Below are 24,177 nucleotides of genomic sequence, written 5' to 3'. Positions count from 1 at the left end.
CCTCTTCCCGCACCACGCCGCGTGCGGGAGGCTCACATGTGGCGGCATATTTACGAGGAGGCATCAAGTGGTCGACGCGGATCAGACATTCGTCATCGTCGGAGGAGGGCTGGCCGGCGCGAAGGCGGCCGAGACGCTCCGTACGGAGGGCTTCACCGGCCGCGTGATACTGATCTGCGACGAGCGCGACCACCCGTACGAGCGCCCCCCGCTGTCCAAGGGCTATCTGCTCGGCAAGGAGGAGCGCGACAGCGTCTTCGTGCACGAGCCCGCCTGGTACGCGCGCAACGACATCGAGCTGCATCTCGGCCAGACCGTCGACGTGATCGACCCGGCCGCGAAGACGGTCCACTTCGGCGACGACGGCACGCTCGTGCGCTACGACAAGCTGCTGCTCGCGACCGGCGCCGAGCCCCGCCGCCTGGACATCCCGGGGACCGGCCTGGCCGGCGTCCACCATCTGCGCCGCCTCGCCCACGCCGAGCGCCTCAAGGGCGTCCTCGCCGCCCTCGGCCGCGACAACGGCCATCTCGTCATCGCGGGCGCCGGCTGGATCGGCTTGGAGGTCGCGGCGGCGGCCCGCGAGTACGGCGCCGAAGTCACGGTCGTCGAGCCCGAGCCGACTCCGCTGCACGCGGTCCTCGGCCCCGAGATCGGCCAGATGTTCACCGAGCTGCACGCCGAGCGCGGAGTCCGTTTCCATTTCGGCGCCCGGCTCACCGAGATCATCGGCGAGGACGGCATGGTCCTGGCGGCCCATACGGACGACGGCGAGGAGCACCCGGCGCACGACGTGCTCGCCGCGATCGGCGCCGCCCCGCGCACGGGCCTCGCCGAAGCCGCGGGCCTCACCCTGGTCGACCGCGCGCAGGGCGGCGGCATCGCGGTCGACGAACGGCTGCGCACCTCGGACCCCGACATCTTCGCGGCCGGCGACGTGGCCGCCTTCCACCACGCCCTCTTCGACACCCGGCTGCGCGTCGAGCACTGGGCCAACGCCCTCAACGGCGGCCCCGCGGCGGCCCGGTCGATGCTCGGCCGCGAGCTGACGTACGACAGGGTGCCTTATTTCTTCTCCGACCAGTACGACGTAGGGCTCGAGTACTCGGGCTGGGCGCCCCCCGGCTCGTACGACCAAGTGGTGATCCGGGGAGACGCGGGCAAGCGGCAGTTCATCGCCTTCTGGATGAAGGAGGGCCGGGTGCTCGCCGGGATGAACGTGAATGTGTGGGACGTCACGGAGCCGATCCAACAGCTGATCCGGTCAAGGGCTCAGGTGGACATGGAGGCACTGGCGGACCCGCACGTTCCGCTGGACAGCCTGGTCTCGTGACCGTCGGCCGTAGACGGACGTACTCGACTGTCACACCGCCCCCGTAGAATTCACGCGTGGCCGGAAGGATCAACGACGAGGACGTGAAGGCGGTTCGGGACGCGGTTCCGATCGACGCCGTGGTGTCCGAGTACCTCCAGCTGAGGGGTGCGGGCGGGGGCAACCTCAAGGGCCTGTGCCCGTTCCACGACGAGAAGTCGCCCTCCTTCCAGGTCAGCCCGAGCAAGGGGCTCTTCCACTGCTTCGGCTGCCAGGAGGGCGGCGACACCATCGCCTTCGTGATGAAGATCGACCACCTCTCCTTCACGGAGGCGGTCGAACGCCTGGCCGCCCAGGCGGGCATCACGCTGCGGTACGAGGAGGGCGGGTACAACCCCTCCCACCAGCGCGGCGAGCGCATCCGCCTGGTCGAGGCCCACAAGATCGCCGCCCAGTTCTACATCGAGCAGCTCGACACCAGCCCCGAGGCCGACACGGGCCGCAAGTTCCTCGCCGAGCGCGGCTTCGACCAGGCCGCCGCCACCCACTTCGGCGTCGGCTACAGCCCCCAGGGCTGGGACCACCTCACCCGCTATCTGCGCGGCAAGGGCTTCACCGACAAGGAACTCCTCCTCTCCGGACTCTCCCAGGAGGGCCGCCGCGGCCCCATCGACCGCTTCCGCGGCCGTCTGATGTGGCCGATCCGCGACATCGGCGGCGAGGTCGTCGGCTTCGGCGCGCGGAAGCTGTACGAGGCGGACAACGGCCCCAAGTACCTCAACACCCCCGACACGGCGATCTACAAGAAGTCCCAGGTGCTGTACGGGATCGATCTCGCCAAGAGGGACATCGCCAAGACCAGCCGAGCGGTCGTGGTCGAGGGCTACACCGACGTCATGGCCTGCCACCTCGCCGGCGTCACCACCGCCATCGCGACCTGCGGCACGGCCTTCGGCGGCGAGCACATCAAGATCCTCCGCCGGCTGCTGATGGACAACGGCAGCGCGCGGGTCATCTTCACCTTCGACGGCGACGCGGCCGGCCAGAAGGCGGCCCTGCGCGCCTTCGAGGACGACCAGAAGTTCGCCGCCGAGACGTACATCGCCATCGCGCCGGACGGCATGGACCCCTGCGACCTGCGCCTCGCCAAGGGCGACGAGGCGGTCGCCGACCTGGTCGAACCCCGCACCCCGCTCTTCGAGTTCGCGCTCCGCCAGATCGCCTCCCGCTACGACCTGGAAACCCCCGCGGGCCGCGCCGCCGCCCTGGACGAGGCGGCGCCCATCGTGGCCCGCATCAAGAACAGCGGCGCCCAGCACGAGGTCGCCGTACAGCTCGCGGGCATGCTCGGCATCCTGGACACGCAGTTCGTGGTCAAGCGGGTGGCCCAGCTCGCCCGTTGGGCCCGCGACCGCGGCGGCAGGGGCCCGGCGCCGACGTCGAGCCGGCAGCCTCAGTACGACATGGCACCGCGCCAGGCGGCTCCCTCGGGCCCCGCCCTCAACCTCCGCAACCCCGTGTACGCCACCGAGCGCGAGCTGCTCAAGCTCGCCCTTCAGCGCCCCGAATTGGTCTCGCCGGCCTTCGACGCGTACGGGATCGACGAGTTCACCGCCCCGCCGTACGCGGCCGTGCGTCAGGCGATCATGGACGCGGGCGGCGCGGAGTACGGCGTCCAGGACCCCCAGGAGTATCTGGTCCGGGTCCGCGAGGCCGCCCCCGACAACGCGGTCCGCGCCATGGTCACGGAGCTGGCCGTCGAGGCCATCATGCGCAAGACCGTCGACGAGCTGTACGCGGGCGATCAGCTGGTCATGGTGCGCCGCCGCGCCGTCGACCGCCGCATCCACGAGGTCCAGGGCACCCTCGCCCGCGCCAGCGCCCAGGGCGACCCGGCCCATCTGGCCGCCGTGCAGAACGAGTTGTGGGTGCTCCAGCAGTACGGACAGGCCTTGCGCGAACGGGGCGCGGCAGCGCTCTGACCGGCCCTTGTGCCTTGCTTACAGCCCACTCGTACGTGTGGGTAACCACCCGGTCACGGACCGGACTCAAAAAGTCACCGCACGCCCCTCGTGGCGAGGATGTGTCGTACTCCACACTGGGTTCCGGTGCCTGAGTCCTCGGAGCGCGGCCGACCCGAACGCGACGGGTCCTCCATCCCCGCGGTTCCGCTCAACGTGTACGGGACGGATGGCGGCGCGGCCGTCGAGTCCGTTCGCGAAGTACCGCTGCCGCACGCCTCAGCAGCGATCACCCTGGAGGTCGCCCCCGTGCAGACCCAGACCCTGACCCAGACCGACAACACGACGGACGCGGAGGCGGACGTCATCCCGGCGGTTCCGCAACAGAGCCGCGTCGCGCACCATCCCGAAACCGAGTCGGGGAGCCCACCGCCCGATCCCGACAAGCCGCCTGCCGGTGCGGTCGGGACGGCCGTCGAGACAGCCGTCGAGACCGAGGCCCCCGAGCCGCCGCCCGTCGAGGCGCTGCCGCCCCGTGGGCGCCCGGCCGACACCGGCGGCCCCTCCTCGGACCTGTTCCGCCAGTATCTGCGGGAGATAGGCCGGATCCCCCTGCTCACCGCCGCCGAGGAGGTGGAGCTCGCGCGCCGCGTCGAGGCGGGCCTCTTCGCCGAGGAGAAGCTGGCGGGCACCCCGTCCCTCGACCTGGACAGCCAACTCGCCCTCGACCTCGACAAGTTGGTGGTGATGGGGCGGATGGCCAAGCGCCGCCTCATCGAGGCCAACCTGCGGCTCGTGGTCTCGGTCGCGAAGCGGTACGTCGGGCGCGGCCTCACCATGCTCGACCTCGTCCAGGAAGGAAACCTGGGCCTGATCAGGGCCGTCGAGAAATTCGACTACGCCCGCGGGTACAAGTTCTCGACGTACGCGACCTGGTGGATCCGGCAGGCCATGTCCCGGGCCCTCGCCGACCAGGCCCGGACCATACGAGTCCCCGTCCACGTCGTCGAGTTGATCAACCGTGTCGTCCGCGTGCAGCGGCGCATGCTCCAGGAGCGCGGCTACGAGCCGACTCCCGAGGAGGTCGCCGGCCAGCTGGACCTGCCGAGCGAGCGGGTCAGCGAGGTGCTGCGGCTCGCCCAGGAGCCGGTCTCCCTCCACGCCCCGGTGGGCGAGGAGGACGACGTGGCGCTGGGTGACCTGATCGAGGACGGCGACGCGACGTCTCCGGTGGAGTCGGCGGCGTTCCTGCTGCTCAGGGAGCATCTCGAGGCGGTGCTGTCGACGCTCGGCGAACGCGAACGCAAGGTCGTCCAACTCCGCTACGGCCTTGCGGACGGGCGTCCGCGCACGCTGGAGGAGATCGGGCGGATCTTCGGCGTCACGCGCGAACGGATCCGCCAGATCGAGTCGAAGACGCTGAACAAGCTGCGGGACCATGCGTTCGCGGACCAACTGCGGGGCTACCTGGACTGAACCGCGGGTGCCGCTGCGACACGCGCAGCGGCACCCGCGCACCCCCTCACTCCACCTCCACCACCGCCTGCGCGAACTGCGCCTTGTACAGCCGCGCATACGCACCGTCCGCCGCCAACAGCTCCCCATGGGCGCCCTGTTCCACAATCGCCCCGTTCTCCATCACCAGGATCGTGTCGGCGTCCCGGATGGTCGACAGCCGGTGCGCGATCACGAACGACGTACGCCCGTGGGCGAGCTTCGCCATCGCCTTCTGGATCAGCACCTCCGTACGGGTGTCGACCGAGCTTGTCGCCTCGTCCAGCACCAGGATCACCGGATCGGACAGGAAAGCCCGCGCGATGGTGATCAGCTGCTTCTCGCCCGCGCTCACCCCCGACCCCTCGTCGTCGATCACGGTGTCGTAGCCATCCGGCAGCGTACGAATGAACCGGTCAGCGTGAGCGGCCCGCGCCGCCTCCTCGATCTCCCCGCGCGTCACGCCCACCCGTCGCCCACCACCACCCTTGCCGGAGGCGCTTCGCGCCGCCCCTTCTACTCCAGCCCCGTACGCGATGTTCTCCGCGATAGTCCCCCCGAACAGCCAGGTGTCCTGGAGCACCATCCCGATCCCGGCCCGGAGCTCGTGGCGGGACATCTTCGCGACGTCGACCCCGTCGAGCGTGATCCGCCCACCGGTGACCTCGTAGAACCGCATCAGCAGATTCACCAGCGTCGTCTTGCCCGCCCCTGTCGGGCCCACGATGGCGACCGTGTTGCCGGGTTCGACCTTCAGGGACAGGCCCTCGATGAGCGGCTTCTCGGGGTCGTAGCGGAAGGACACGTGCTCCAGCGCGACCCGCCCCCGCACCTCCTCCGGCCGAACCCCCGGCACGGGATCCGCCTCCTGCTCCTCCGCGTCGAGCACCTCGAAGATGCGTTCCGCCGACGCGACCCCCGACTGCACGAGGTTCGCCATCGACGCGACCTGGGTGAGCGGCATCGAGAACTGCCGCGAGTACTGGATGAAGGCCTGCACATCACCGATCGACAGCGCACCGGACGCGACTCGCAGTCCGCCGACCACCGCCACCAGCACATAGTTGAGGTTCGACACGAACATCATCAGCGGCTGCATGACCCCGCTGTTGAACTGCGCCTTGAACCCGGCCTCGTACAACTTCTCGTTCTGCTCCGCGAACTGAGCCGCCGACTCGTCCTGCCGCCCGAAGACCTTGACGAGCGTGTGCCCGGTGTACATCTCCTCGATATGCGCGTTGAGCTTGCCGGTGGACCGCCACTGCTGCACGAAGTGCGGCTGCGACCGCTTGCCGACCCACGTGGCGACGAAGAACGACAGCGGCACCGTCACCAGCGCGACCAGCGCCAGCAGCGGCGACACCCAGAACATCATCGCCAGTACGCCGACGATGGTGAGCAGCGAGTTGACGAGCTGGCCCAGCGACTGCTGAAGCGTCTGACCGATGTTGTCGATGTCGTTGGTCGCCCGGCTGAGCACCTCACCGCGCTGCCGCTGGTCGAAGTACGACAGCGGCAGCCGCGACAGCTTCATCTGCACGTCCTCCCGCATCCGGTACACGGTCATGTTGACGGCCCGGTTGACCAGCCGCGTCGCCACGGCCATCAGCAGCCCGGCCGCCGCGAACGCCAGCAGCGCGAGCCCCAGCACCTCACCGACCGCGGTGAAGTCGATGCCCTTGCCCGGCGTGAAATCCGTACCGGAGAGCATGTCGGCCATCCCGCCGTCACCACGCTCCCGCATGGAGGCCAGCACCTCGGCCTTCGTGGCGCCCTCGGGCATCCCCCGCCCGACGACCCCCGCGAAGACCAGGTCGGTCGCCCGCCCGAGGATCCACGGGCCCAGCACAGACAGGCCCACACTCAGGACGACGGCAAGCAGCATCCCGTACATCGTGGCCCGCTCGGGCCTGAACTGCGCGAGCAGCCGTTTCCCGGATCCCTTGAAGTCCATCGACTGCTGGTCGGGACCGCCCCCGGCCATCATCCGCCCCATGGGCCCGGCCATCAGGCTGCCTCCGCTTCCGTCAGCTGGGAGAGCACGATCTCCCGGTACGTCTCGTTGTCCGCCATCAGCTCGTGGTGGCGGCCCGTCCCCACGACCCGCCCCTCGTCGAGTACGACGATCCGGTCGGCGTCACGGATGGTCGACACGCGTTGCGCGACGATCACGACGGTCGCCTCGGCGGTCTCCCGCGCCAGCGCCGTACGCAGGGCCGCGTCCGTCGCGTAGTCGAGCGCCGAGAAGGAGTCGTCGAAGAGGTAGATCTCCGGGCGTTGTACGAGGGTTCGGGCGATGGCGAGCCGCTGCCGCTGACCACCCGACACATTCGTGCCGCCCTGCGCGATGGGGGAGTCGAGCCCGTTCTCCAGCCGCTGCACGAAGTCCTTGGCCTGCGCCACCTCCAGCGCGTGCCACAGCTCCTCGTCGGTCGCGTCCGGATTCCCGTACCGCAGGTTCGTGGCCACCGTGCCCGCGAAGAGATACGGCTTCTGCGGTACGAGGCCCACGGTCCGCGCGAGCAGCCGTGGTTCAAGGGTCCGTACGTCCACGCCGTCGACGAGGACCTCACCGTCCGTGGCGTCGAACAGCCGCGGGACCAGCCCGAGAAGCGTCGACTTGCCGCTGCCGGTCGACCCGATCACGGCGGTCGTCTCGCCGGGCCGCGCCACCAGGTCGATGGACTTCAGCACCGGCTCCTCGGCACCCGGGTAACGGAAACCGGCCTCACGGACCTCCAGATGACCGTGCCGCCGCAGTTCACGTACAGGAGCCTTCGGAGGCACGACACTGCTCCTCATGTCCAGGACCTCCTGGATGCGCTCGGCGCAGACCTCGGCGCGCGGCACCATCATGAACATGAAGGTGGCCATCATCACGGCCATCACGATCTGCATCAGATAGGCGAGGAACGCGGTCAGCGCCCCGATCTGCATCCCGCCGCTGTCGATACGGTGCGCGCCGAACCACACCACCGCGATCGACGAGACGTTCACCACCGTCATGACGATCGGGAACATCAGCGCCAGAATCCGCCCGGTGCCCAGCGACACCTCGGTGAGGTCGACGTTGGCCTTGCGGAAGCGCTCCTCCTCGTAGGTGTCCCGGACGAAGGCGCGGATGACGCGGTTGCCGGTGATCTGCTCGCGCAGCACCCGGTTCACGTTGTCGAGCCGTTCCTGCATGGTGCGGAACAGCGGGCGCAGCCGCCGCACGATCAACGTCACGCTGATGCCGAGGACGGGCACCACGGCGACGAGCACTCCGGACAGCTGTACGTCCAGACCGAGCGCCATGACGATGCCGCCCACGCACATGATGGGCGCCGACACCATCAGCGTGAACGTCATCAGGGCCAGCATCTGCACCTGCTGCACATCGTTCGTGGTGCGGGTGATCAGCGACGGCGCCCCGAAGTGGCCGACCTCACGCGCGGAGAACGACTGCACCCGGTCGAAGACGCCGGCCCGGATGTCCCGGCCGACCGCCGAGGCCGTACGGGCGCCGTAGTAGACGGCGCCGATGTTGCAGACGACCTGAACCAGCGAGACACCGATCATCAACGCGCCGAAGGACAGGATGTAGCCCGTGTCGCCCTTCACGACACCGTCGTCGATGATGTCCGCGTTCAGGGTGGGCAGATAGAGGGTGGCGCAGGTCTGGAGGAACTGCAGCAGCACCAGTAAGGAGATGGCCTTCTTGTACGGCCTGAGATAGGCACGCAGGAGTCGTATGAGCACGCTGGTCTCTCGGAGTCGGCGACAGGGGTGAGTGGTGACGCACCACGCCTCATCGTCGAACATTCCACCGGCGTTACCCCAACCAATTACGCCAACAGCGTTTCAAGAACCTCCCAAAGCGTCCGGAACGCCCGGCTCCGGCGTCCTGCGGTGATCGCTCTGGGCGCGCGGCCGTCGGTCGGGTTGCCCGTTCAGAGCACGACGGCGCCCGGGTGGGTCTGGTCCCGTACCGACGTGTACTGCTGTCGCACCGCCGCCCCCACCGCCACCTCGTCGCCGGGGTCCAGGATCTGCGCGGTCGCGCCCTGCCAGGCGGGCGGCTGCCGCGGATCGAGGGTGCCCTGCGAGGCGCCGAGCGCCCAGGCCGCCTGCCGCGCCGCGCCGATCGCCGCGTAGTCGGCGGACTGCGGCACCACGACCTGCACACCGAGCAGCGAGGGCGCGCAGGCCTGCACGGCCGGCAGCTCGGCGGCCGGACCCAGCAGAAAGATCCGCCGCACCTCAACGCCCCGCCGGCGCAGCACGTCCAGCGCGTCCGCGAGCCCGCACAGCATGCCCTCGAACGCGGCCCGCGCCAGATGCTCGGGCCGCATCGACTCCCGCCGCAGCCCCGCCAGCGTCCCCGCCACATGCGGCAGAGCGGGCGTCCGCTCCCCTTCCAGATACGGCAGCAGTACGAGTCCGTGGGCGCCCGGCGTCGACTTCATCGCCAGGTCCGACAGGCTCTCCAGGTCGGGCAGCCCGAGGAGTTCGGCACTCCCGCGCAGCACCCGTACGGCATTCAGCGTGGTGACGACGGGCAGATGCATGCCCGTCGCGTCCGCGAGCGATGTGATCATCCCGGACGGATCGACCAGCGCCTCGTGGTGTACGGCCATCACGGACCCGGAGGCACCGAGCGACACCACCGCGTCGCCGAGCCCGATCCCCAGGCCGAACGCCGCGGCCATCGTCTCGCCCGTCCCCGCCGAGATCAGCAGCCCCTCGGGCGTCGTCCCCGCGGCCTCCGACGGACCGAGCACGTCGGGCAGCAGCGCCTGATGCCCCAGCGCCAGCTCGACCAGATCGGGCCGGTACGCACCGTTCACCGCGCACCAGTACCCCGTACTGGAGGCATCGCCCCGGTCCGTGGTCCGGCGGGCCGGTCTGCCGAGCAGCTGCCACACCAGCCAGTCGTGCGCCTGCATGAGCATGGCCGTCCGCAGCGCGGCGTCCGGCTCGTTCTTGACCATCCAGCGCAGCTTCGTCACCGGCTGCGCCGCCCCCGGCACAGTGCCCACGGCCTGCGCCCACGCCTCCCGGCCACCGAGCGCGTCGACCAGTTCGGCGGCGCAGACCTGCGCCCGCTTGTCCCCGCCGACCAGCGCCGGGCGCACCGTATTGCCCTGCGTGTCCAGCGGAACGAGCGCGTTCTGCTGCGCGGAGACGCCGATGGCCTGCACACCTTCGAGCAGCCCACCACCCGCCGCCTCACCCAGGGACAGCAGCCAGGCCTGCGGGTCGACGTCCGAGGGCCGACCGCCCTCGGCGCCGTCGAGCGGATGCGGGGCGTACCCCTGCCTGAGCACGGCTCCGCTGTCCGCGTCGCAGACGACGATGCGAGTGAAATCGGGCGAACTGTCCAGCCCGGCGACTATCCCCATGGCGGAAATTCTGCCGTACCGCCGGAGCTCACCGTGCCGCTCTGCCGGAGGCCCTCGTACCGCTTGTGCGCTGACCTGCTATGTGTTGCCGGTACTGGGTCGTGCACGTGGCGCAGGGCACTCCGTTCGGCTGCCCGGTGCGGTACCGCGCCCCTAGGGAGGCCGCAGGCCTCTTAGGGGCGCGGGGCTGTGACATATGCGGCTCCGCCGCGATGGTGGTCCCCCCGCTCATGGGGGTCCCCCCGCTCGAGTGAAGCCGAGAGTGGGGGAGGAGCCGAGAGTGGGGGAGCGACCAGCCCCCACCGGCCCGCAGCCGAATCACTGCACCTTCAGCGGAGCGCCTACGTGTTGCTGGTGCCCCAGTCGTCGTGCGCCGCCGCGCCGTTCGTGTTGCGCTCACGCAGATGCCGTACGCGCTCCGCCACCGAGTCCGGGACGCGGTCACCGACCCGCTCGCTCACCACGTGGTAGGCCTTGCCCGCGAACTGCCGGCTCTGCTGGGCGGCCGACTCCGCGGTGTTGCGCACCGCGGGGTTCTGGGCGATCTCCCGCGCGGACTTCTTCAACTGCTCGTAACGCTCGCGCCCGGCTCGTGTGCCCAGGACGTACCCCAGGGCCAGTCCGGCAACGAACGTCAGTCGATAGCGCATGACGGCCACCCTTCCCTTGAGTCGGCATCGGTCGTGGGGGAGAACCGATTGGCGGAGCACCCCCCTGCTTGCGCTAATGTATGTGTCGCAGCGAGCGCCTGCCCTCTGGCGAATACCCAGGGAGGTACGTTCGATGCAACGAGACAATCCTCCGTAGCTCAATTGGCAGAGCAGCCGGCTGTTAACCGGCAGGTTACTGGTTCGAGTCCAGTCGGGGGAGCTCGATCTTCCGTAGCTCAATTGGCAGAGCAGCCGGCTGTTAACCGGCAGGTTACTGGTTCGAGTCCAGTCGGGAGAGCAGCGGAAGAGGACCCCTCAGGGGTCCTTTTTCATGTCCGGCGGAACCGCGCAGCCTGCGGCGCTGTCCTCATGGTCATGCGTAGCCGACCATCCGAAGCAGGAGATCGTATGAGCGGCTATGCTGCGGCAGACGGCGCGCACAAATGTGCGCGACGCGCCGTAGACGGGGCGGTAGCTCAGCCGGTTAGAGCAGCGGACTCATAATCCGTCGGCCGTGGGTTCGAGTCCCACCCGCCCCACCTGCGCAGGCCTCTGACCTGCGGAAACGTTCATTTTTGGGTGTCGGAGCGTCAACTTTGCCTGAACGGACTGAATCCGCTGCTCGCGAGTTCGTTGCGGGCCAGGTAATCATCTACTGACATGAGCCTGACCTGCGAAGATGCGTCGGATACGTACGTGGCGCAAGACGTGGGAAGTGAATGCGTCCGTAGTGTGGGGACGCTGTGAGGACACCGGTATTCGGAAGGCGTCGGTGAGGGGCTGGGCTCCCATGGCAGTGAGGGCGGAGGTAGCGACCGGGCTCCTGGCGGACCTCACAGACAGTCGCACCTGATCCCAAGCGCCGCTCGGCTCCCGGCTCTTCGGTCCGCAACCAAGGCGACGCCGTGGCAACAGTGCGTAGGGGGTGCCGGCTGTTCGGATTCGGCGCCCGTTCCACCGACCCGGCCAGTGCGGCCCCGGTGAACTGTGGGCTGCGGCGCCCCAACGGATCCGGCTGCCGCGCCCCGCATGGGTCCGGTCGGTACGGGTCGTCCCGCGACTGTACCGGCGAAGGGCACTGGGCCGGTGGCCTGATGCAGCCCTTGCATAGGTATTGACATGCCGCTCAAGACGGACGTAACTTCCCTGCCACACGGAAGTAACGCGCGTTATTAAAGCGCGAAACCGGAGGCGATGTCACGCCTCCGTGCGGCCGAAAGGAACTGAAAGTGGCCACGAACAAGACGCGTCGCGTGACCATGAGCGACGTGGCACGCCATGCGGGCGTCTCGCGGACCACGGTCTCCTTCGTCCTCAACGACAAGCCCGGTGCCGCCATCCCCGACGAGACCCGTCGGCGGATCCTGGAGGCGATCGACGAGCTCGGCTACCGGCCCAACGCCGGGGCGCGGGCGCTGGCCGCGAACCGCAGCGGGTGGTTCGGGCTGATCACCGAGATCGTGACCGGCCCCTTCGCGGCCGAGGTGATCACGGGAGCGCAGAGCCGCGCCTGGGGCGACCGGAGGTTCCTGCTGATCGCCGCGAGCGAGGGCGATCCTGCCCAGGAGGCCGCCGCGCTCGACCAGATGCTGGAGCACCGGGTGGAAGGGCTGCTGTACGCCACGACCTGGCACCGGGCTGTCACTCTGCCGAAGGCCGCCCGCGAGGTGCCGACGGTGCTCGTCAACTGCTACGACGCGGAAGGTGAGTTGCCGTGCATCTTGCCCGACGAGGTATCGGGCGGATACAAGGCGACCCGTCGGCTCCTGGAGGCTGGTCACACCCGCATCGGGTTCATCAACCTCGACCCGGCGATCCCGGCCGCCATCGGCAGGCGCGAGGGGTACGAGCGTGCCCTGTACGAGGCCGGGATCACCCCCGACCCCACCCTCGTCTTCTCGGGCTGGGCCACCGCCGACGGCGCCTACACCGCCGCCTGCGAACTGCTGGACCGTCCGGCCGCCGACCGGCCGACCGCGCTGTTCTGCGGCAACGACCGGATGGCGATGGGCGCGTACGACGCGATCAAGGAACGTGGGCTGCGCATCCCGCACGACGTGGCCGTGGTGGGGTTCGACAACCAGGAACTCATCGCCGCCTATCTGCGGCCGAAACTGACGACGCTCGCCCTGCCCTTCGAGGCCATGGGCACCAAGGGCGTCGACATGCTCGCCGCTCTCGCAGCGGGGCAGCCGCTCGACACCCACCGGGTGACGATCGACTGCCCGCTGCTCGAACGCTCGTCGGTCTGACCGCTAATCAGCCCGCCGAGGAATCCCATCCCCGCCTTCGCCCTGTGTGTTGAAGAGAGGAAAAGAGTCTCCATTATGGCACCCTCCCGCATACCTTCACGGCGGCCACGGGCCGTCCTGAGAGCGGTCACCGCGACCGCCGCCGCAGCCCTCGTCCTGTCCGCCTGTACGGGTGGCTCGGGCGCCTCCGGCGCCGGTGACACCTCCGGCAACCAGCTGCTCACCATCCCGCGCGAGGATCTGGCGACGTTCACGCGCAACTTCAACCCGCTCTCCCCGCAGGCCGCCCCCATGACCAAGGAGGCCGTCTACGAGCCGCTGGTCGTGCACAGCATGGCGGACTCCAAGGACACACCATGGCTGGCCACCAAGTGGGAGCAGGCCAAGGACGGCAAGTCCCTCACCTTCACGCTGCGTGAGGGCGTGAAGTGGTCGGACGGCAAGCCGCTCGTCGCCGACGACGTCGTCTACACCTTCGAGCTGCGCAAGAAGGTGCTCGGCGGCCTGGAGTACCTCGACAAGGTCACCGCGGTCGACGCGCACACGGTGCAGTTCTCCTTCAACAAGCCCTTCTCGCCCGGCTTCTTCGAGATCGCCGGCCAGCAGATCATGCCGAAGCACATCTGGTCCAAGGTCGAGGACCCGGCGAAGTTCACCAACCCGAACCCGGTCGGCACGGGCCCGTACACCAAGCTGGACAAGTTCCAGGCCCAGTCGTACGAGCTGCGCAAGAACCCCGACTACTGGCAGCCCGCCAAGCAGCGGATCGCCGGCATCCGGATGCTCGCCTTCTCCGGCAACGACAGCGCCAACCTCGCCTTCACCAACGGTGAGGTGGACTGGTCGCAGTCGTTCATCCCGGACATCGAGAAGTCCTTCGTCGCCAAGGACAAGGAGCACAACCACTACTGGAACCCACCTGCCGGCGCAATGATCAACTGGCAGCTGAACACCACCAAGGCCCCCTACAACGACCCGGCCGTGCGCAAGGCGCTCAGCATGGCCGTCGACCGCGACCAGATCACCAAGGTCGCGATGAACGGCTACGCCAAGCCGGCTGACTGCACGGGCCTGGCCCGCACGTACGACAAGTGGCGCGACAAGGACCTCGCCGCGTCCTGCACCTGGACGACGTACGACACCGACGCGGCGGCCAAGGCCCTGGATGCGGCCGGCTACAAGGAGAGCGGCGGCAAGCGGAAGCTGAAGAACGGCAAGAACTTCACGCTCGACATCTCCGTCGGCTCCGCCTCCTCCGACTGGATCTCGGCCGCCAACATCATCAAACAGAACCTTGCGAAGGTCGGCATCACCGCCACCGTGAAGACGCCCGACTGGGCGGCCGTGCAGAAATCGTACGAGCAGGGCACCTTCGACACCGGCATCGTGTGGAGCAACAACGGCGCCACCCCGTACGAGTACTTCCGCGATGTCATGTCGAGCGGCATGCTCAAGCCCGTCGGTGAGACGGCCACGCAGAACTACCACCGCTTCGCCGACCCGAAGGCCGACAAGCTCATCGACGCCTTCGCCGCCGCCACGGACGAGAGCGCGCAGCGCGAGCAGGTCAACGCCCTGCAGAAGCTGTACGACGAGGACGCGCCCGCGGTGCCCCTGTTCACCGGACCCGAGTTCGGCGCGTACACCGACTCCCGCTTCACCGGCTGGCCGTCGGAGGACAACCCGTACGCCACGCTCGGCAACCGCAACAGCAGCACGATCCTCGTGCTCACGTCGCTGAAGCCCGTCAAGAGCTGACGCGAGTCCGCGCGGACCGGCGGCCGTCCTCCTCCCCGACCTGGACGGCCGCCCCCGCGCACCGCACCCCCGTTCACCCCCACCGACAGGGAGCACGAACAGTGCGTCTCATCCTGCGCAACTTGGGGTTCTACCTGCTTGCCTTCTGGGCCTCCATCACCCTCAACTTCCTGCTTCCGCGCTTCATGCCGGGCGACCCGGTCTCCCGGATGTTCGCGCAGCAGCAGGGCGGGATGCAGCCCGAGCAGATGGCCCAGTTGCGGAAACTCTTCGGCCTCGACGACCGCCCCCTCTGGGAGCAGTACGTCACCTACGTCCAGAGCGTCTTCACCGGCGACCTCGGCATCTCCATCTCCCGCTTCCCGACCCCGGTCTCCGAGGTGATCGGCTCGCAGATCGGCTGGACGCTGCTGCTCGGCGGCACCGCCCTCGTCGTCGCGGCCGTCGTCGGCAACCTGCTCGGCATCGTGGCCGCCTGGCGGCGCGGCGGCGTCCTCGACTCCGCCTTCCCACCCCTGCTGATCTTCGTCGGCTCGTTCCCGTACTTCTGGCTGGCGATGGGCGCGCTGTACCTGTTCGGGGTGACCCTGGGCTGGTTCCCGCTGCGGCACGCCTACGACGCGGGTCTGACCCCCGGCCTCAACGCCGAGTTCATCTCGAACGCCGGCACCCACCTGGTGCTCCCGGCGCTCACCGTCGTGGCCGTCACCCTCGGCAGCTGGATGCTCGGCATGCGCAACACCATGATCGCCACGGCGGCCGAGGACTACATCACCATGGCCGAGGCGAAGGGCCTGAGCCCCTCGCGGATCATGTTCCGCTACGCCGCCCGCAACGCGCTGCTCCCCTCCGTCACCAACTTCGGCATGGGCCTCGGCTTCGTCGTCGGCGGCGCCCTGCTCACCGAGGTCGTGTTCGCCTACCCCGGTATCGGCTTCCAGCTCCTCGCAGCCGTACAGGGCCTCGACTACCCGCTGATGCAGGGCATCTTCCTCACCATCACGGCGGCCGTGCTCCTGGCGAACTTCCTGGTCGACATCGTCTACGTCCGCCTCGACCCGCGCGTCCGCGTCCGCTGAAGGGAGCCGACGAGACATGACCACCGTAGATGTGGATATCGCGGGCAAGACCCCGGCCACGGCCCCACCGGCACCTCCCACCCAGGGGGCGGAGCGGCGACGCGGGCTGGCGCGCCAGCTCCTCGGCAGCAAGAAGGCACTGTCGGGCCTGTGCCTGCTCGTCGCCTTCGCAACTCTGGCGCTGCTCGCGCCCGTCCTCACCCCCGGCGACCCGTCCCTGATCAACTCCACCGGCAGCCAGGCCCCTTCGGGAGCGCACTGGTTCGGTACGACCACCAAGGGGCAGGACGTCCTCGCACTCACCCTGTGGGGCGCGCGCTCCTCGATGTTCGTCGGGTTCACCGTCGGACTCGCGGCGACCGGCATCGCCATCCTCGTGGGCCTCGCGTCCGCGTACTTCGGCCGGCTGGTGGACGACGCGCTGACCCTGATCACCAACGTCTTCCTGCTGCTGCCCGGCCTGCCGCTGCTGGTCATCCTGGCGGCGTTCCTGCCGCCGGGCACCTCCACGGTCGTCCTGGTGCTGGTGATCACCGGCTGGGCGGGCTCGGCCCGGGTGCTGCGCGCGCAGGCCAGGTCGATCCGCGGCAAGGACTTCGTGGCCGCCGCCGTCGTCACCGGAGAGCGCCCCCTGCGGATCATGTTCCGGGAGATCCTCCCCAACATGGCGTCCGTGGTGATGACCACGCTGCTGGGCTGTGTGGTCTTCGGCATCACGTCCCAGGCGGCACTGGAGTTCCTCGGCCTCGGCGACAGCAGTGTCGTCAGCTGGGGCACCAACCTGTACTGGGCCAGCAGCGACGGCGCGTTGATGACCGGCACGTGGTGGGTCTTCGTCCCCTCCGGGCTGTGCATCGCGCTCGTCGCCTTCGCGCTCGCGCTGGTCAACTACGCGGTCGACGAGATCACCAACCCGCGGCTGCGTTCGGTGAAGCGGCCTCGTTCCGTGCAGACCGCGAAAGGGAGGGGCTGAGCCATGGACCCCGTACTTGAAGTGCGTGACCTGCGGGTCGAGTACCGCGGCGACGGCCGTACGGTCGTCGGGGCGGACGGCGTGTCGTTCGAGATCGGCGCGGGTGAGATCTTCGGCCTCGCCGGCGAGTCCGGCTGCGGCAAGTCGACCATCGCCAACGCGGTGATGCGGCTGCTGAAGCCCCCGGCGGAGATCACCGCGGGCAGCAGCATCCGCTTCCAGGGCCGGGACGTCCTCGCCCTGGACGGGCGGGAGCTGCGGGCCTTCCGGTGGCGGGAGATGGCCATGGTCTTCCAGTCGGCGATGAACTCCCTCAACCCCGTCCTCACCATCGGCGAGCAGATCGTCGACATCTTCACCACCCACGAGAAGCTGAAGAAGCGGGCCGCGCGGGAGAAGGCGGGCGAGCTGCTGGAGCTGGTGGGCATGGACCCCGGACGGCTGAAGGCGTACCCGCACCAGCTGTCCGGCGGGATGCGCCAGCGCGTGGTCATCGCCATGGCCGTCGCGCTCCGCCCCCGGCTGCTGATCATGGACGAGCCGACCACCGCGCTCGACGTGGTCGTGCAGCAGGAGATCATGGCGCAGATCCGCGACCTCCAGCGGGAACTGGGCTTCTCCATCCTCTTCATCACCCACGACATGTCCCTGATGGTCGAGCTGTCGGACCGCATGGGCGTGATGTACGGCGGACGGATCGTCGAACTCGCCGACGCCAAGGACCTGTTCGCGAAGCCGCTCCACCCGTACACCGAGGCGCTGATGAACGCCTTCCCGCCGCTGACCGGCCCGCGCCGCCAGCTCACCGGCCTCTTCGACGCCCCGCGCACCGCCGACAGCTGCGGCTTCCACGTCCGCTGCCCCGAGGACCGCTCGGACTGCTCCATGAACATCCCCGACCTGCGCGAGGTCGCGCCCGGCCGGTGGGTGGCCCGCAGTGCGGCCCGCAGTCCGGAAGGAGCCTCCCGATGACCGACCCCACCGAACCGAACGCACCCCTGCTCTCCGTACGCGGCCTGACCAAGGACTTCCAGGTCGGCACCGTGTTCTCCCGGCGCCGCGTCCGTGCCGTCAACGACGTGTCCTTCGACCTGCCGGCCGGCCGGATCACCGCCCTGGTCGGCGAGTCCGGCAGCGGCAAGTCCACCATCGCCCGCTGCCTCGCCCGCCTCGAACAGCCCACCTCCGGTGAGGTGTTGCTGGACGGCGAGGACGTGCTGCGCACCGAGCGGCGCCGGGCGTCACGGACGTACCGCCGCAAGGTCCAGATGGTCTTCCAGGACCCCTTCGGCTCACTCAACCCCGTCCACCGCATCGAGCACTTCCTCACCCGGGCCCTCGTCCTGCACGGCCACCCCGCCACACCCGAGGCGCTGCGCGAGCTGCTGACGACGGTCGGCCTGACCGAGGACATGCTGCAGTCCTACCCGCACGAACTCTCCGGCGGCCAGCGTCAGCGCGTCGCCATCGCCCGCGCGCTGGCAGTGGAGCCCCGGCTGATCCTGGCCGACGAACCGACCTCGATGCTGGACGTCTCCGTGCGCGTCGGCGTGCTCAACCTGATGCGGCGCCTGCGCGACGAGCGGGACATCGCCATGCTCTACATCACCCACGACCTGGGCTCCGCGCGCTACCTCGCGGACACCACCATGGTCATGTTCGCCGGCGAACTGGTCGAGGGCGGCGATGCGTTGGCGGTGATGGACGCCCCCGCCCACCCCTACACCCGCCTCCTCCTGTCCGCCGTACCCGACCCCGAGCGGGCAGGGAGCTACGACCCCGTCGAGCGCGCCAAGCTGCGCGAGGCGATCCTCAACCCCACGTCCTGCCCCTACGGCGACGACGGCACGTGCAGCCGCACCGAGCCCGTCCGCCACATCGTCGGCGAAGACGACGGACAACCCCACTGGGTGCGCTGCCACCTGCGCGCACCCGCCTCCGACATCGCCCGCCGCGTCCTCAAGGCCACCGACCGGCCGGACGGCGAGACCACCGACGACACCGACGCCACTGAGAAAGCGGAGACCACCGCCGCATGACCCACGACCTCACCCTCCCCTCCGGCACTCCCACCGCCGAGGGGCTGGCCGAGCGCGCCCATCGCGACCCCCACCGCCCCCGCTTCCACTTCACCTCGCCCGGCGGCTGGCTCAACGACCCCAACGGGCTGACCCACTGGAACGGCGTCTACCACCTCTTCTACCAGTACAACCCGCTCGCCCCCGCCCACCACCGCATCCACTGGGGCCACGCCACCAGCACCGACCTCGTCCACTGGACCGACGAACCGGTCGCCCTCGTCCCCGGCACCGACGGCCCCGACCGCGACGGCTGCTGGTCCGGAGTCCTCGTCGACGACGGCGGAGTGCCCACGCTCGTCTACTCGGGCAGGCACGGAGACCGCGAACTCCCCTGCGTGGCAAGGGGATCAGCAGACCTGAGGTACTGGACCAAGGACCAGGCCAACCCGGTCATCACCGCCCCGCCCGAGGGCCTCGACACCACCGCCTTCCGCGACCACTGCGTATGGCGGGAGGACTCCGGCGAGGGCACGGTGTGGCGGCAGTTGGTGGGCTCGGGCATCCGGGGAGTCGGCGGCACGGCCTTCCTGTACGAGTCGGACGACCTGCGTAACTGGCGCTACGTCGGTTCCCTGCTGACCGGCGACGCCTCGCAGAACCGGGGCGAACTCGACTGGACCGGCACGCTGTGGGAGTGCGTCGACCTGTTCGGCATCGGCGACGACACGGACGTACTCGTCTTCTCCGCCTGGGACGAGGGCACCACCCACCACCCCCTGTACTGGACCGGCCGCTACCAGGGCGACACCTTCACCCCGACCGCCCTCCACCGCCTCGACTACGGCGGCCGCTACTTCTACGCTCCCCAGTCCACCCGCGACGAGCACGGCCGCCGCATCATGTTCGGCTGGCTCCAGGAGGGCCGGACGGACGAGGCGAACGCGCAGGCCGGCTGGTGCGGGGTGATGTCCCTTCCGAGGGTCATCACGCTCGGCACGGACGGCCACCTGCACCAGGCCCCGGTGCCGGAACTGGCCGCGCTGCGGCGGGAGCGCGTGCAGGTGGCGGCGGGCCTGCTGACCGACCCGTACACCCGGCTGCACCCCGTGCGCGGTGACCAGCTGGACATCGAAACGACCCTGCGCCTGGCCCCCGGGGCGACAGCCCGGCTCGTGGTCCGCGAGACACCGGACGGTGCGGAGCGCACGGTCGTGGAGGTTTTCAGAGGGCACGACGGTGTATGCGGCATGCTCCGCCTGCACCGCGAGACCAGCAGCCTCGACCCGACGGTCGACACCGAACCCCGGTACGGAGAGCTGCCGTTGGACGCCGACGGCCGTGTGGACCTGCGCGTCCTCGTCGACCACTCCGCACTGGAGATCTTCGCGAACGGGCGTCCGCTGGCCGCCCGCATCTACCCCACCCGCCCCGAGGAGGCCGTCGGCGTCGGTATCGGTGCCGACGGCGACGTGACCCTGGAGCAGTTCGACGCCTGGCAGATGGCGTCGGCCTTCACCGACGGACCCCGGCCGCTGTGGCCGTGACGGTCTTACACACGACCACGGCCCGGGGTGTGGACGTCCCCCCGGGCCGTGGCCCACCCTTCCCCGCTCTCCCTCAGGAGCCGCCATGAGCGTGTCCCGCCGTACCCTCCTGCTCGCAGGAGGCACCGCCGCCACCCTGCTGCCTCTCGGAGGCATCATGCCCGCAGCGCAGGCCGCCACCCCGAGCGCCGCCGGAGCAACCCCCGCCCCCACTCCGATCCCCGACCTCATCCCCGTCACCGGCACCTGGACCCGCACCTCCGACGGCGGCCAGCAGGCGACCGCCGACCGTCGCGAGCCCGCCCTCGCCCTGTCCGAGCAGCAACTCGCGGCCAACGGCACGTACGCGGCCCGCATGACGCCCCAATCCGCCTCCTCCGTAGGCGCATTGGTGTTCCGGGCAGCCCTCGACGGCTCGACCGGATACGCGGTCACCCTCGACCCCGGCCGCGCCCGCATACGGCTCTACGACCTGGCCGGCGGCGACACACTCGCCACCGCGCCACTGCCGGGTGCGCGGACCGGAAAGTCCTACGACCTCGAAGTGGCCGTCGACGGACCGGAGTTGACGGTGCACGTCGACGGCAAGCGGCTCCTCCACACCGAGGACCACCGCCACGACACCGGCTCGGTGGGCCTGCTCGCCCAGGCCGGCACGGTCACTTTCAGCCCGCCTTCCCTCTCCTCAGTCACCACCAACCTCACCGGCTGGACCACGAGCGGCGGCACCTGGACGGCGAGTCCGCTGGGCTGGCGCGCGGACCCGGCCCAAGGGGCCACCGCCCGTGCCGTCACCATGACCCAGGCGTACGACACCGCGCTGCAGGCCGACCTGCTTCTGCACGGCGCCTCCGCGGTCGCCTCACTGCTGGTGCGCACGGACGCCACGGCCACGCGCGGCTACGGCGTCCAGGTCGACCCGGGACAGGGCAGGTTGAGGCTCTATCGCATCGACGGCAACGTCACCCTCGGCACGTACACGACCACCATCAAGGCCGACACGGTCTACCGTCTGCGCGTCGAAGCCGAGGGCGACGAACTGCGCGTGCGCTGGCAGACCAACTTCCTCTCCCCCGACGGCTACTCCCCCGTCATCACCGCCCAGGACTCGACCCACACGAAGGGCCGACTCGCAGTCACGGCATCGGCGGGCGCGGTGTCCTTCGAGAACATCTCAGCCGCCGACCTCGTCACCGGCCTCCAGGGCTGGACGGCCCGATCCGGCACCTGGACCCCCGACCTGCGCGGCATCCGCGGCGAGAACGGCCTGCGCACGGCCCCCTTCACCGACGGCGACCTGGTGGCGAGGGCCGACATCACACCCGGCAGCGCCTCGTCCTCGGCCGGCCTCGTCCTGCGCGCGTCCGCGAACGGCTCCGGCGGCTACGAAGCCCGCCTGGAAGCAGGCCGCAACGCCGTCGTCCTACTGGACCGCTCCTCCGGCACCCGCCTCGCCTCCGCCTCCGGCTCGGTCCGGCGCATCGCGGCCGGCGGCACGTACCGCGTCGAGGCCCGCGCGACGGGCAGGACGATCGAGGTGTACATGGACGGCGTACGGGCGCTGAGAACCCGCGTGTCCCGCACCACGGGCGGAGCGGTCGGCACCACGGCCGCGCACGGGACGTCGTACTTCCAGAACGTCGAGGCCCGCAGCACAGCCGACTACTTCACCGAGCCGTACCGCCCCACGTACCACTACTCCCAGCTCACCGGCTCCACCAGCGACCCCTGCGGCCTGCTGTACCACGACGGCGAGTACCACCTCTTCCATCAGGACGAGGGCCGCTGGGCGCACGCGGTCAGCACCGACCTCGTCCACTGGCAGGCCCTGCCGATCACCCTGCCCTGGAACGCGTACGGCCACTGCTGGACCGGCTGCGCGGTCGTGGATGCCGACGACACCTCCGGTCTCTTCGACGGCGGCTCGGGTCTGATCGCGTACTACACGAGTTACCACCCGGACAAGCCGGGCGGGAACGCCAGCGTGCGCATCGCGTACAGCAAGGACAACGGCCGCTCATGGCAGCTTCACGGCGGCTCGAGTCCGGCCGTGCAGAACCCGGGCGGCCCCGACGCCGGCTGGACCTTCCGCGACCCGAAGGTCATCCGCGACGAGGCTCACGACCAGTGGCTGATGGTCGTCTCCGGCGGCGACCACATCCGCTTCTTCACCTCCACCGACCTCCTCACCTGGACCCAGGTCAGCTCCTTCGGCTACGGCGACTGGGCCACGCCCGGCGTCTGGGAATGCCCCGACTTCTTCCCGCTGCCGGTCGACGGCGACCAGGACAAGGTGAAGTGGGTCCTCGCCCTGAGCACGGGCGCCGTGCGCGCCACGAACGGCTCGGCCGCCCAGTACTTCACCGGTGAGTGGAACGGCACCGGTTTCACCCCCGACCAGAAGGCCGGCACGGTCCTGCGCGCGGACTCCGGCCGCGACTACTACGCCGCCATGTCCTTCTACGGCCTGCCCGACGACCGCCGCGTCTGGCTCGGATGGATGAGCAACTGGGACTACCCGTTCAGCGCCCCGACCGGCGGCTGGAAGGGCCAGCTGAGCACACCGCGCGAACTGACCCTCACGGACACCGTCGACGGCGTACGCCTGGTGCAGCGCCCGGTCCGGGAGCTGACCGCCCTGCGCACCTCCACCACGACCCGCAAGAACCTCTCCGTCGGCCCCGACTCCGCGAACCCACTCGCGGGCGTCACGGGCATCGCCTACGAGATCGAGGCCGAAGTCACTCTCGGCACCGCCACGGAGATCGGCTTCCGGCTCCGGACCGACGGCGACCAGCACACCACGGTCGGATACGACGCCGAGGCGAACCAGCTGTTCGTCGATCGGTCGGCATCGAGCCTGAGCGACTTCACCCAGTACTTCGCGGGCCGCACAACCGCACCGATGCAGACGACCGACGGCCGCGTGACCCTGCGCGTGTACGTCGACTCGTCATCGGTCGAGGCATTCGGCGCGGACGGACAGGCCGCCGTGACAAGCCTGATCTTCCCCGCCCCGGACGCTGACGGCATGGCCTTCTACGCCAAGGGCGGCACCGCACACATCGAGTCGCTCACGGTGCACCGGCTGGACAGCACCTACCGCCTGGTGGACCGCGTGAAGCCACTGGTGGCCGCCCCGACCGGCGGTGAATTCCGCTCGAACCTCGGCACGTTGACGGTCACTCCCGCCGGTCACTGGTCCACGGGCAGTGCGGGCCGCGCCGGAACCTTCGACAAGGACTCCAACGCCATCTCGGCGCGCACAGCGACGGACCTGGACCTCACCACCCTGGTCCGGATCGGCGGCCCCGACCCGGACACCGGCGGCGCCCTCTCACTCCTCTGGCGCGCCTCCACCGACGGCACCGACGCCTACTGCCTCAACATCGACTCCGACCTGCGGGTGGTCCGCCTGGTCGCCAAGACCAACGGCAACTTCGACGACGGCGCCGCCCTCGCCCGCGTCCCGGCCCTGGTCCGCCGAGGCACCACGTACCCCGTCCGCATCCTCACCGAGGGCGACCGCATCCAGGTGTTCCTCAATGGCACGCGGATCATCGACGTGACGGACACGACGTACACCAGCGGCCATATCGGCCTCAACGTGTTCGGAGGGAGGGCGGCGTACCAGGACACGTACGCGAGGGAGCTGTGATCGCCGGTCAGGTTGACCTGTGACAGCGACCGTGGAGGCTTCGCCCACGAGTGCCGGGGCGGAGCCTCTGACAGACGGTGCCCCGTGCACG

The 24,177-nt window shown here is 69.7% G+C and carries 15 protein-coding genes and 3 tRNA genes; 14 read left to right on the top strand and 4 right to left on the bottom strand.

The window, feature by feature from the left end:
- The first annotated feature begins 67 nt into the window (after positions 1-67).
- From ACYVO6_RS29195 to ACYVO6_RS29185, 3 genes are all read left to right on the top strand, one after another.
- A complete protein-coding gene (locus ACYVO6_RS29195) occupies positions 68-1,333 on the top strand; it encodes an NAD(P)/FAD-dependent oxidoreductase (RefSeq protein WP_461066302.1) in 1,266 nt (421 codons plus the stop codon).
- A 56-nt stretch (positions 1,334-1,389) separates the two neighbouring features.
- Entirely contained in the window at positions 1,390-3,294 is a 1,905-nt protein-coding gene (gene dnaG / locus ACYVO6_RS29190; protein ID WP_461066300.1) for a DNA primase, read from the top strand.
- Positions 3,295-3,420: 126 nt separating this feature from the next.
- Positions 3,421-4,749 carry an RNA polymerase sigma factor gene (locus ACYVO6_RS29185; RefSeq protein ID WP_461066298.1) on the top strand — a complete coding sequence of 443 codons (1,329 nt, stop codon included), beginning with the start codon at positions 3,421-3,423 and terminating at the stop codon, positions 4,747-4,749.
- A gap of 46 nt (positions 4,750-4,795) precedes the next feature.
- Here the strand turns inward: ACYVO6_RS29185 and ACYVO6_RS29180 are convergent, their stop codons facing one another.
- From ACYVO6_RS29180 to ACYVO6_RS29165, 4 genes are all read right to left on the bottom strand, one after another.
- Positions 4,796-6,775 carry an ABC transporter ATP-binding protein gene (locus ACYVO6_RS29180; protein ID WP_461066296.1) on the bottom strand — a complete coding sequence of 660 codons (1,980 nt, stop codon included), beginning with the start codon at positions 6,773-6,775 and terminating at the stop codon, positions 4,796-4,798.
- On the bottom strand, positions 6,775-8,508 hold the full coding sequence (locus tag ACYVO6_RS29175; RefSeq protein ID WP_461066294.1) for an ABC transporter ATP-binding protein: 1,734 nt from the start codon (positions 8,506-8,508) through the stop codon (positions 6,775-6,777). Before ACYVO6_RS29175 ends, ACYVO6_RS29180 begins: the two co-directional genes overlap by 1 nt.
- Before the next feature lie 191 nt (positions 8,509-8,699).
- Positions 8,700-10,151, bottom strand: a complete 1,452-nt coding sequence (locus ACYVO6_RS29170) for an FGGY family carbohydrate kinase (RefSeq protein ID WP_461066292.1) — start codon at positions 10,149-10,151, stop codon at positions 8,700-8,702.
- Between the two features lie 341 nt (positions 10,152-10,492).
- Complete coding sequence (locus ACYVO6_RS29165; RefSeq protein ID WP_033320955.1) at positions 10,493-10,801, bottom strand: hypothetical protein; 309 nt, start codon at positions 10,799-10,801, stop codon at positions 10,493-10,495.
- A gap of 147 nt (positions 10,802-10,948) precedes the next feature.
- Here ACYVO6_RS29165 and ACYVO6_RS29160 point away from each other — a divergent pair.
- From ACYVO6_RS29160 to ACYVO6_RS29110, 11 genes are all read left to right on the top strand, one after another.
- Positions 10,949-11,021: transfer RNA gene (locus ACYVO6_RS29160), tRNA-Asn, on the top strand.
- Positions 11,022-11,026: 5 nt separating this feature from the next.
- Positions 11,027-11,099: transfer RNA gene (locus ACYVO6_RS29155), tRNA-Asn, on the top strand.
- Positions 11,100-11,266: 167 nt separating this feature from the next.
- A tRNA-Ile gene (locus tag ACYVO6_RS29150) sits at positions 11,267-11,340 on the top strand.
- 690 nt (positions 11,341-12,030) lie between these two features.
- Entirely contained in the window at positions 12,031-13,053 is a 1,023-nt protein-coding gene (locus ACYVO6_RS29145) for a LacI family DNA-binding transcriptional regulator (RefSeq protein WP_461066289.1), read from the top strand.
- Positions 13,054-13,128: 75 nt separating this feature from the next.
- Positions 13,129-14,811, top strand: coding sequence for an ABC transporter substrate-binding protein (locus ACYVO6_RS29140; protein WP_461066287.1), 1,683 nt, complete (start codon positions 13,129-13,131; stop codon positions 14,809-14,811).
- 101 nt (positions 14,812-14,912) lie between these two features.
- The gene (locus ACYVO6_RS29135) at positions 14,913-15,890 is read left to right on the top strand and encodes an ABC transporter permease (protein ID WP_461066285.1); all 978 of its coding nucleotides are present in this window, start codon (positions 14,913-14,915) and stop codon (positions 15,888-15,890) included.
- A 16-nt stretch (positions 15,891-15,906) separates the two neighbouring features.
- A complete protein-coding gene (locus ACYVO6_RS29130; protein WP_461066283.1) occupies positions 15,907-16,863 on the top strand; it encodes an ABC transporter permease in 957 nt (318 codons plus the stop codon).
- A 3-nt stretch (positions 16,864-16,866) separates the two neighbouring features.
- Positions 16,867-17,835 (top strand): ABC transporter ATP-binding protein, encoded by a 969-nt coding sequence (locus tag ACYVO6_RS29125; protein ID WP_461066281.1) that lies wholly within the window; start codon positions 16,867-16,869, stop codon positions 17,833-17,835.
- Positions 17,832-18,902, top strand: a complete 1,071-nt coding sequence (locus tag ACYVO6_RS29120; RefSeq protein WP_461066279.1) for an ABC transporter ATP-binding protein — start codon at positions 17,832-17,834, stop codon at positions 18,900-18,902. Before ACYVO6_RS29125 ends, ACYVO6_RS29120 begins: the two co-directional genes overlap by 4 nt.
- Positions 18,899-20,428, top strand: a complete 1,530-nt coding sequence (locus ACYVO6_RS29115; protein ID WP_461066277.1) for a glycoside hydrolase family 32 protein — start codon at positions 18,899-18,901, stop codon at positions 20,426-20,428. The genes ACYVO6_RS29120 and ACYVO6_RS29115 overlap by 4 nt, the downstream gene beginning before the upstream one ends.
- 85 nt (positions 20,429-20,513) lie before the next feature.
- Positions 20,514-24,086, top strand: coding sequence for a glycoside hydrolase family 32 protein (locus tag ACYVO6_RS29110; RefSeq protein ID WP_461066275.1), 3,573 nt, complete (start codon positions 20,514-20,516; stop codon positions 24,084-24,086).
- Positions 24,087-24,177 lie beyond the last annotated feature (91 nt).

It is taken from the genome of Streptomyces pseudoechinosporeus, from assembly GCF_054783935.1.
This window is presented reverse-complemented; position numbering and strand designations above follow the sequence as displayed.

What these genes read in the sequence shown, in the direction of transcription:
- ACYVO6_RS29120 (WP_461066279.1), top strand. Translation starts at nt 17,832, where the DNA reads ATGACCGACCCCACCGAACCGAACGCACCCCTGCTCTCCGTACGCGGC.
- ACYVO6_RS29170 (WP_461066292.1), bottom strand. Translation starts at nt 10,151, where the DNA reads ATGGGGATAGTCGCCGGGCTGGACAGTTCGCCCGATTTCACTCGCATC.
- ACYVO6_RS29130 (WP_461066283.1), top strand. Translation starts at nt 15,907, where the DNA reads ATGACCACCGTAGATGTGGATATCGCGGGCAAGACCCCGGCCACGGCC.
- ACYVO6_RS29110 (WP_461066275.1), top strand. Translation starts at nt 20,514, where the DNA reads ATGAGCGTGTCCCGCCGTACCCTCCTGCTCGCAGGAGGCACCGCCGCC.
- ACYVO6_RS29180 (WP_461066296.1), bottom strand. Translation starts at nt 6,775, where the DNA reads ATGGCCGGGCCCATGGGGCGGATGATGGCCGGGGGCGGTCCCGACCAG.
- ACYVO6_RS29140 (WP_461066287.1), top strand. Translation starts at nt 13,129, where the DNA reads ATGGCACCCTCCCGCATACCTTCACGGCGGCCACGGGCCGTCCTGAGA.
- ACYVO6_RS29125 (WP_461066281.1), top strand. Translation starts at nt 16,867, where the DNA reads ATGGACCCCGTACTTGAAGTGCGTGACCTGCGGGTCGAGTACCGCGGC.
- ACYVO6_RS29115 (WP_461066277.1), top strand. Translation starts at nt 18,899, where the DNA reads ATGACCCACGACCTCACCCTCCCCTCCGGCACTCCCACCGCCGAGGGG.
- ACYVO6_RS29165 (WP_033320955.1), bottom strand. Translation starts at nt 10,801, where the DNA reads ATGCGCTATCGACTGACGTTCGTTGCCGGACTGGCCCTGGGGTACGTC.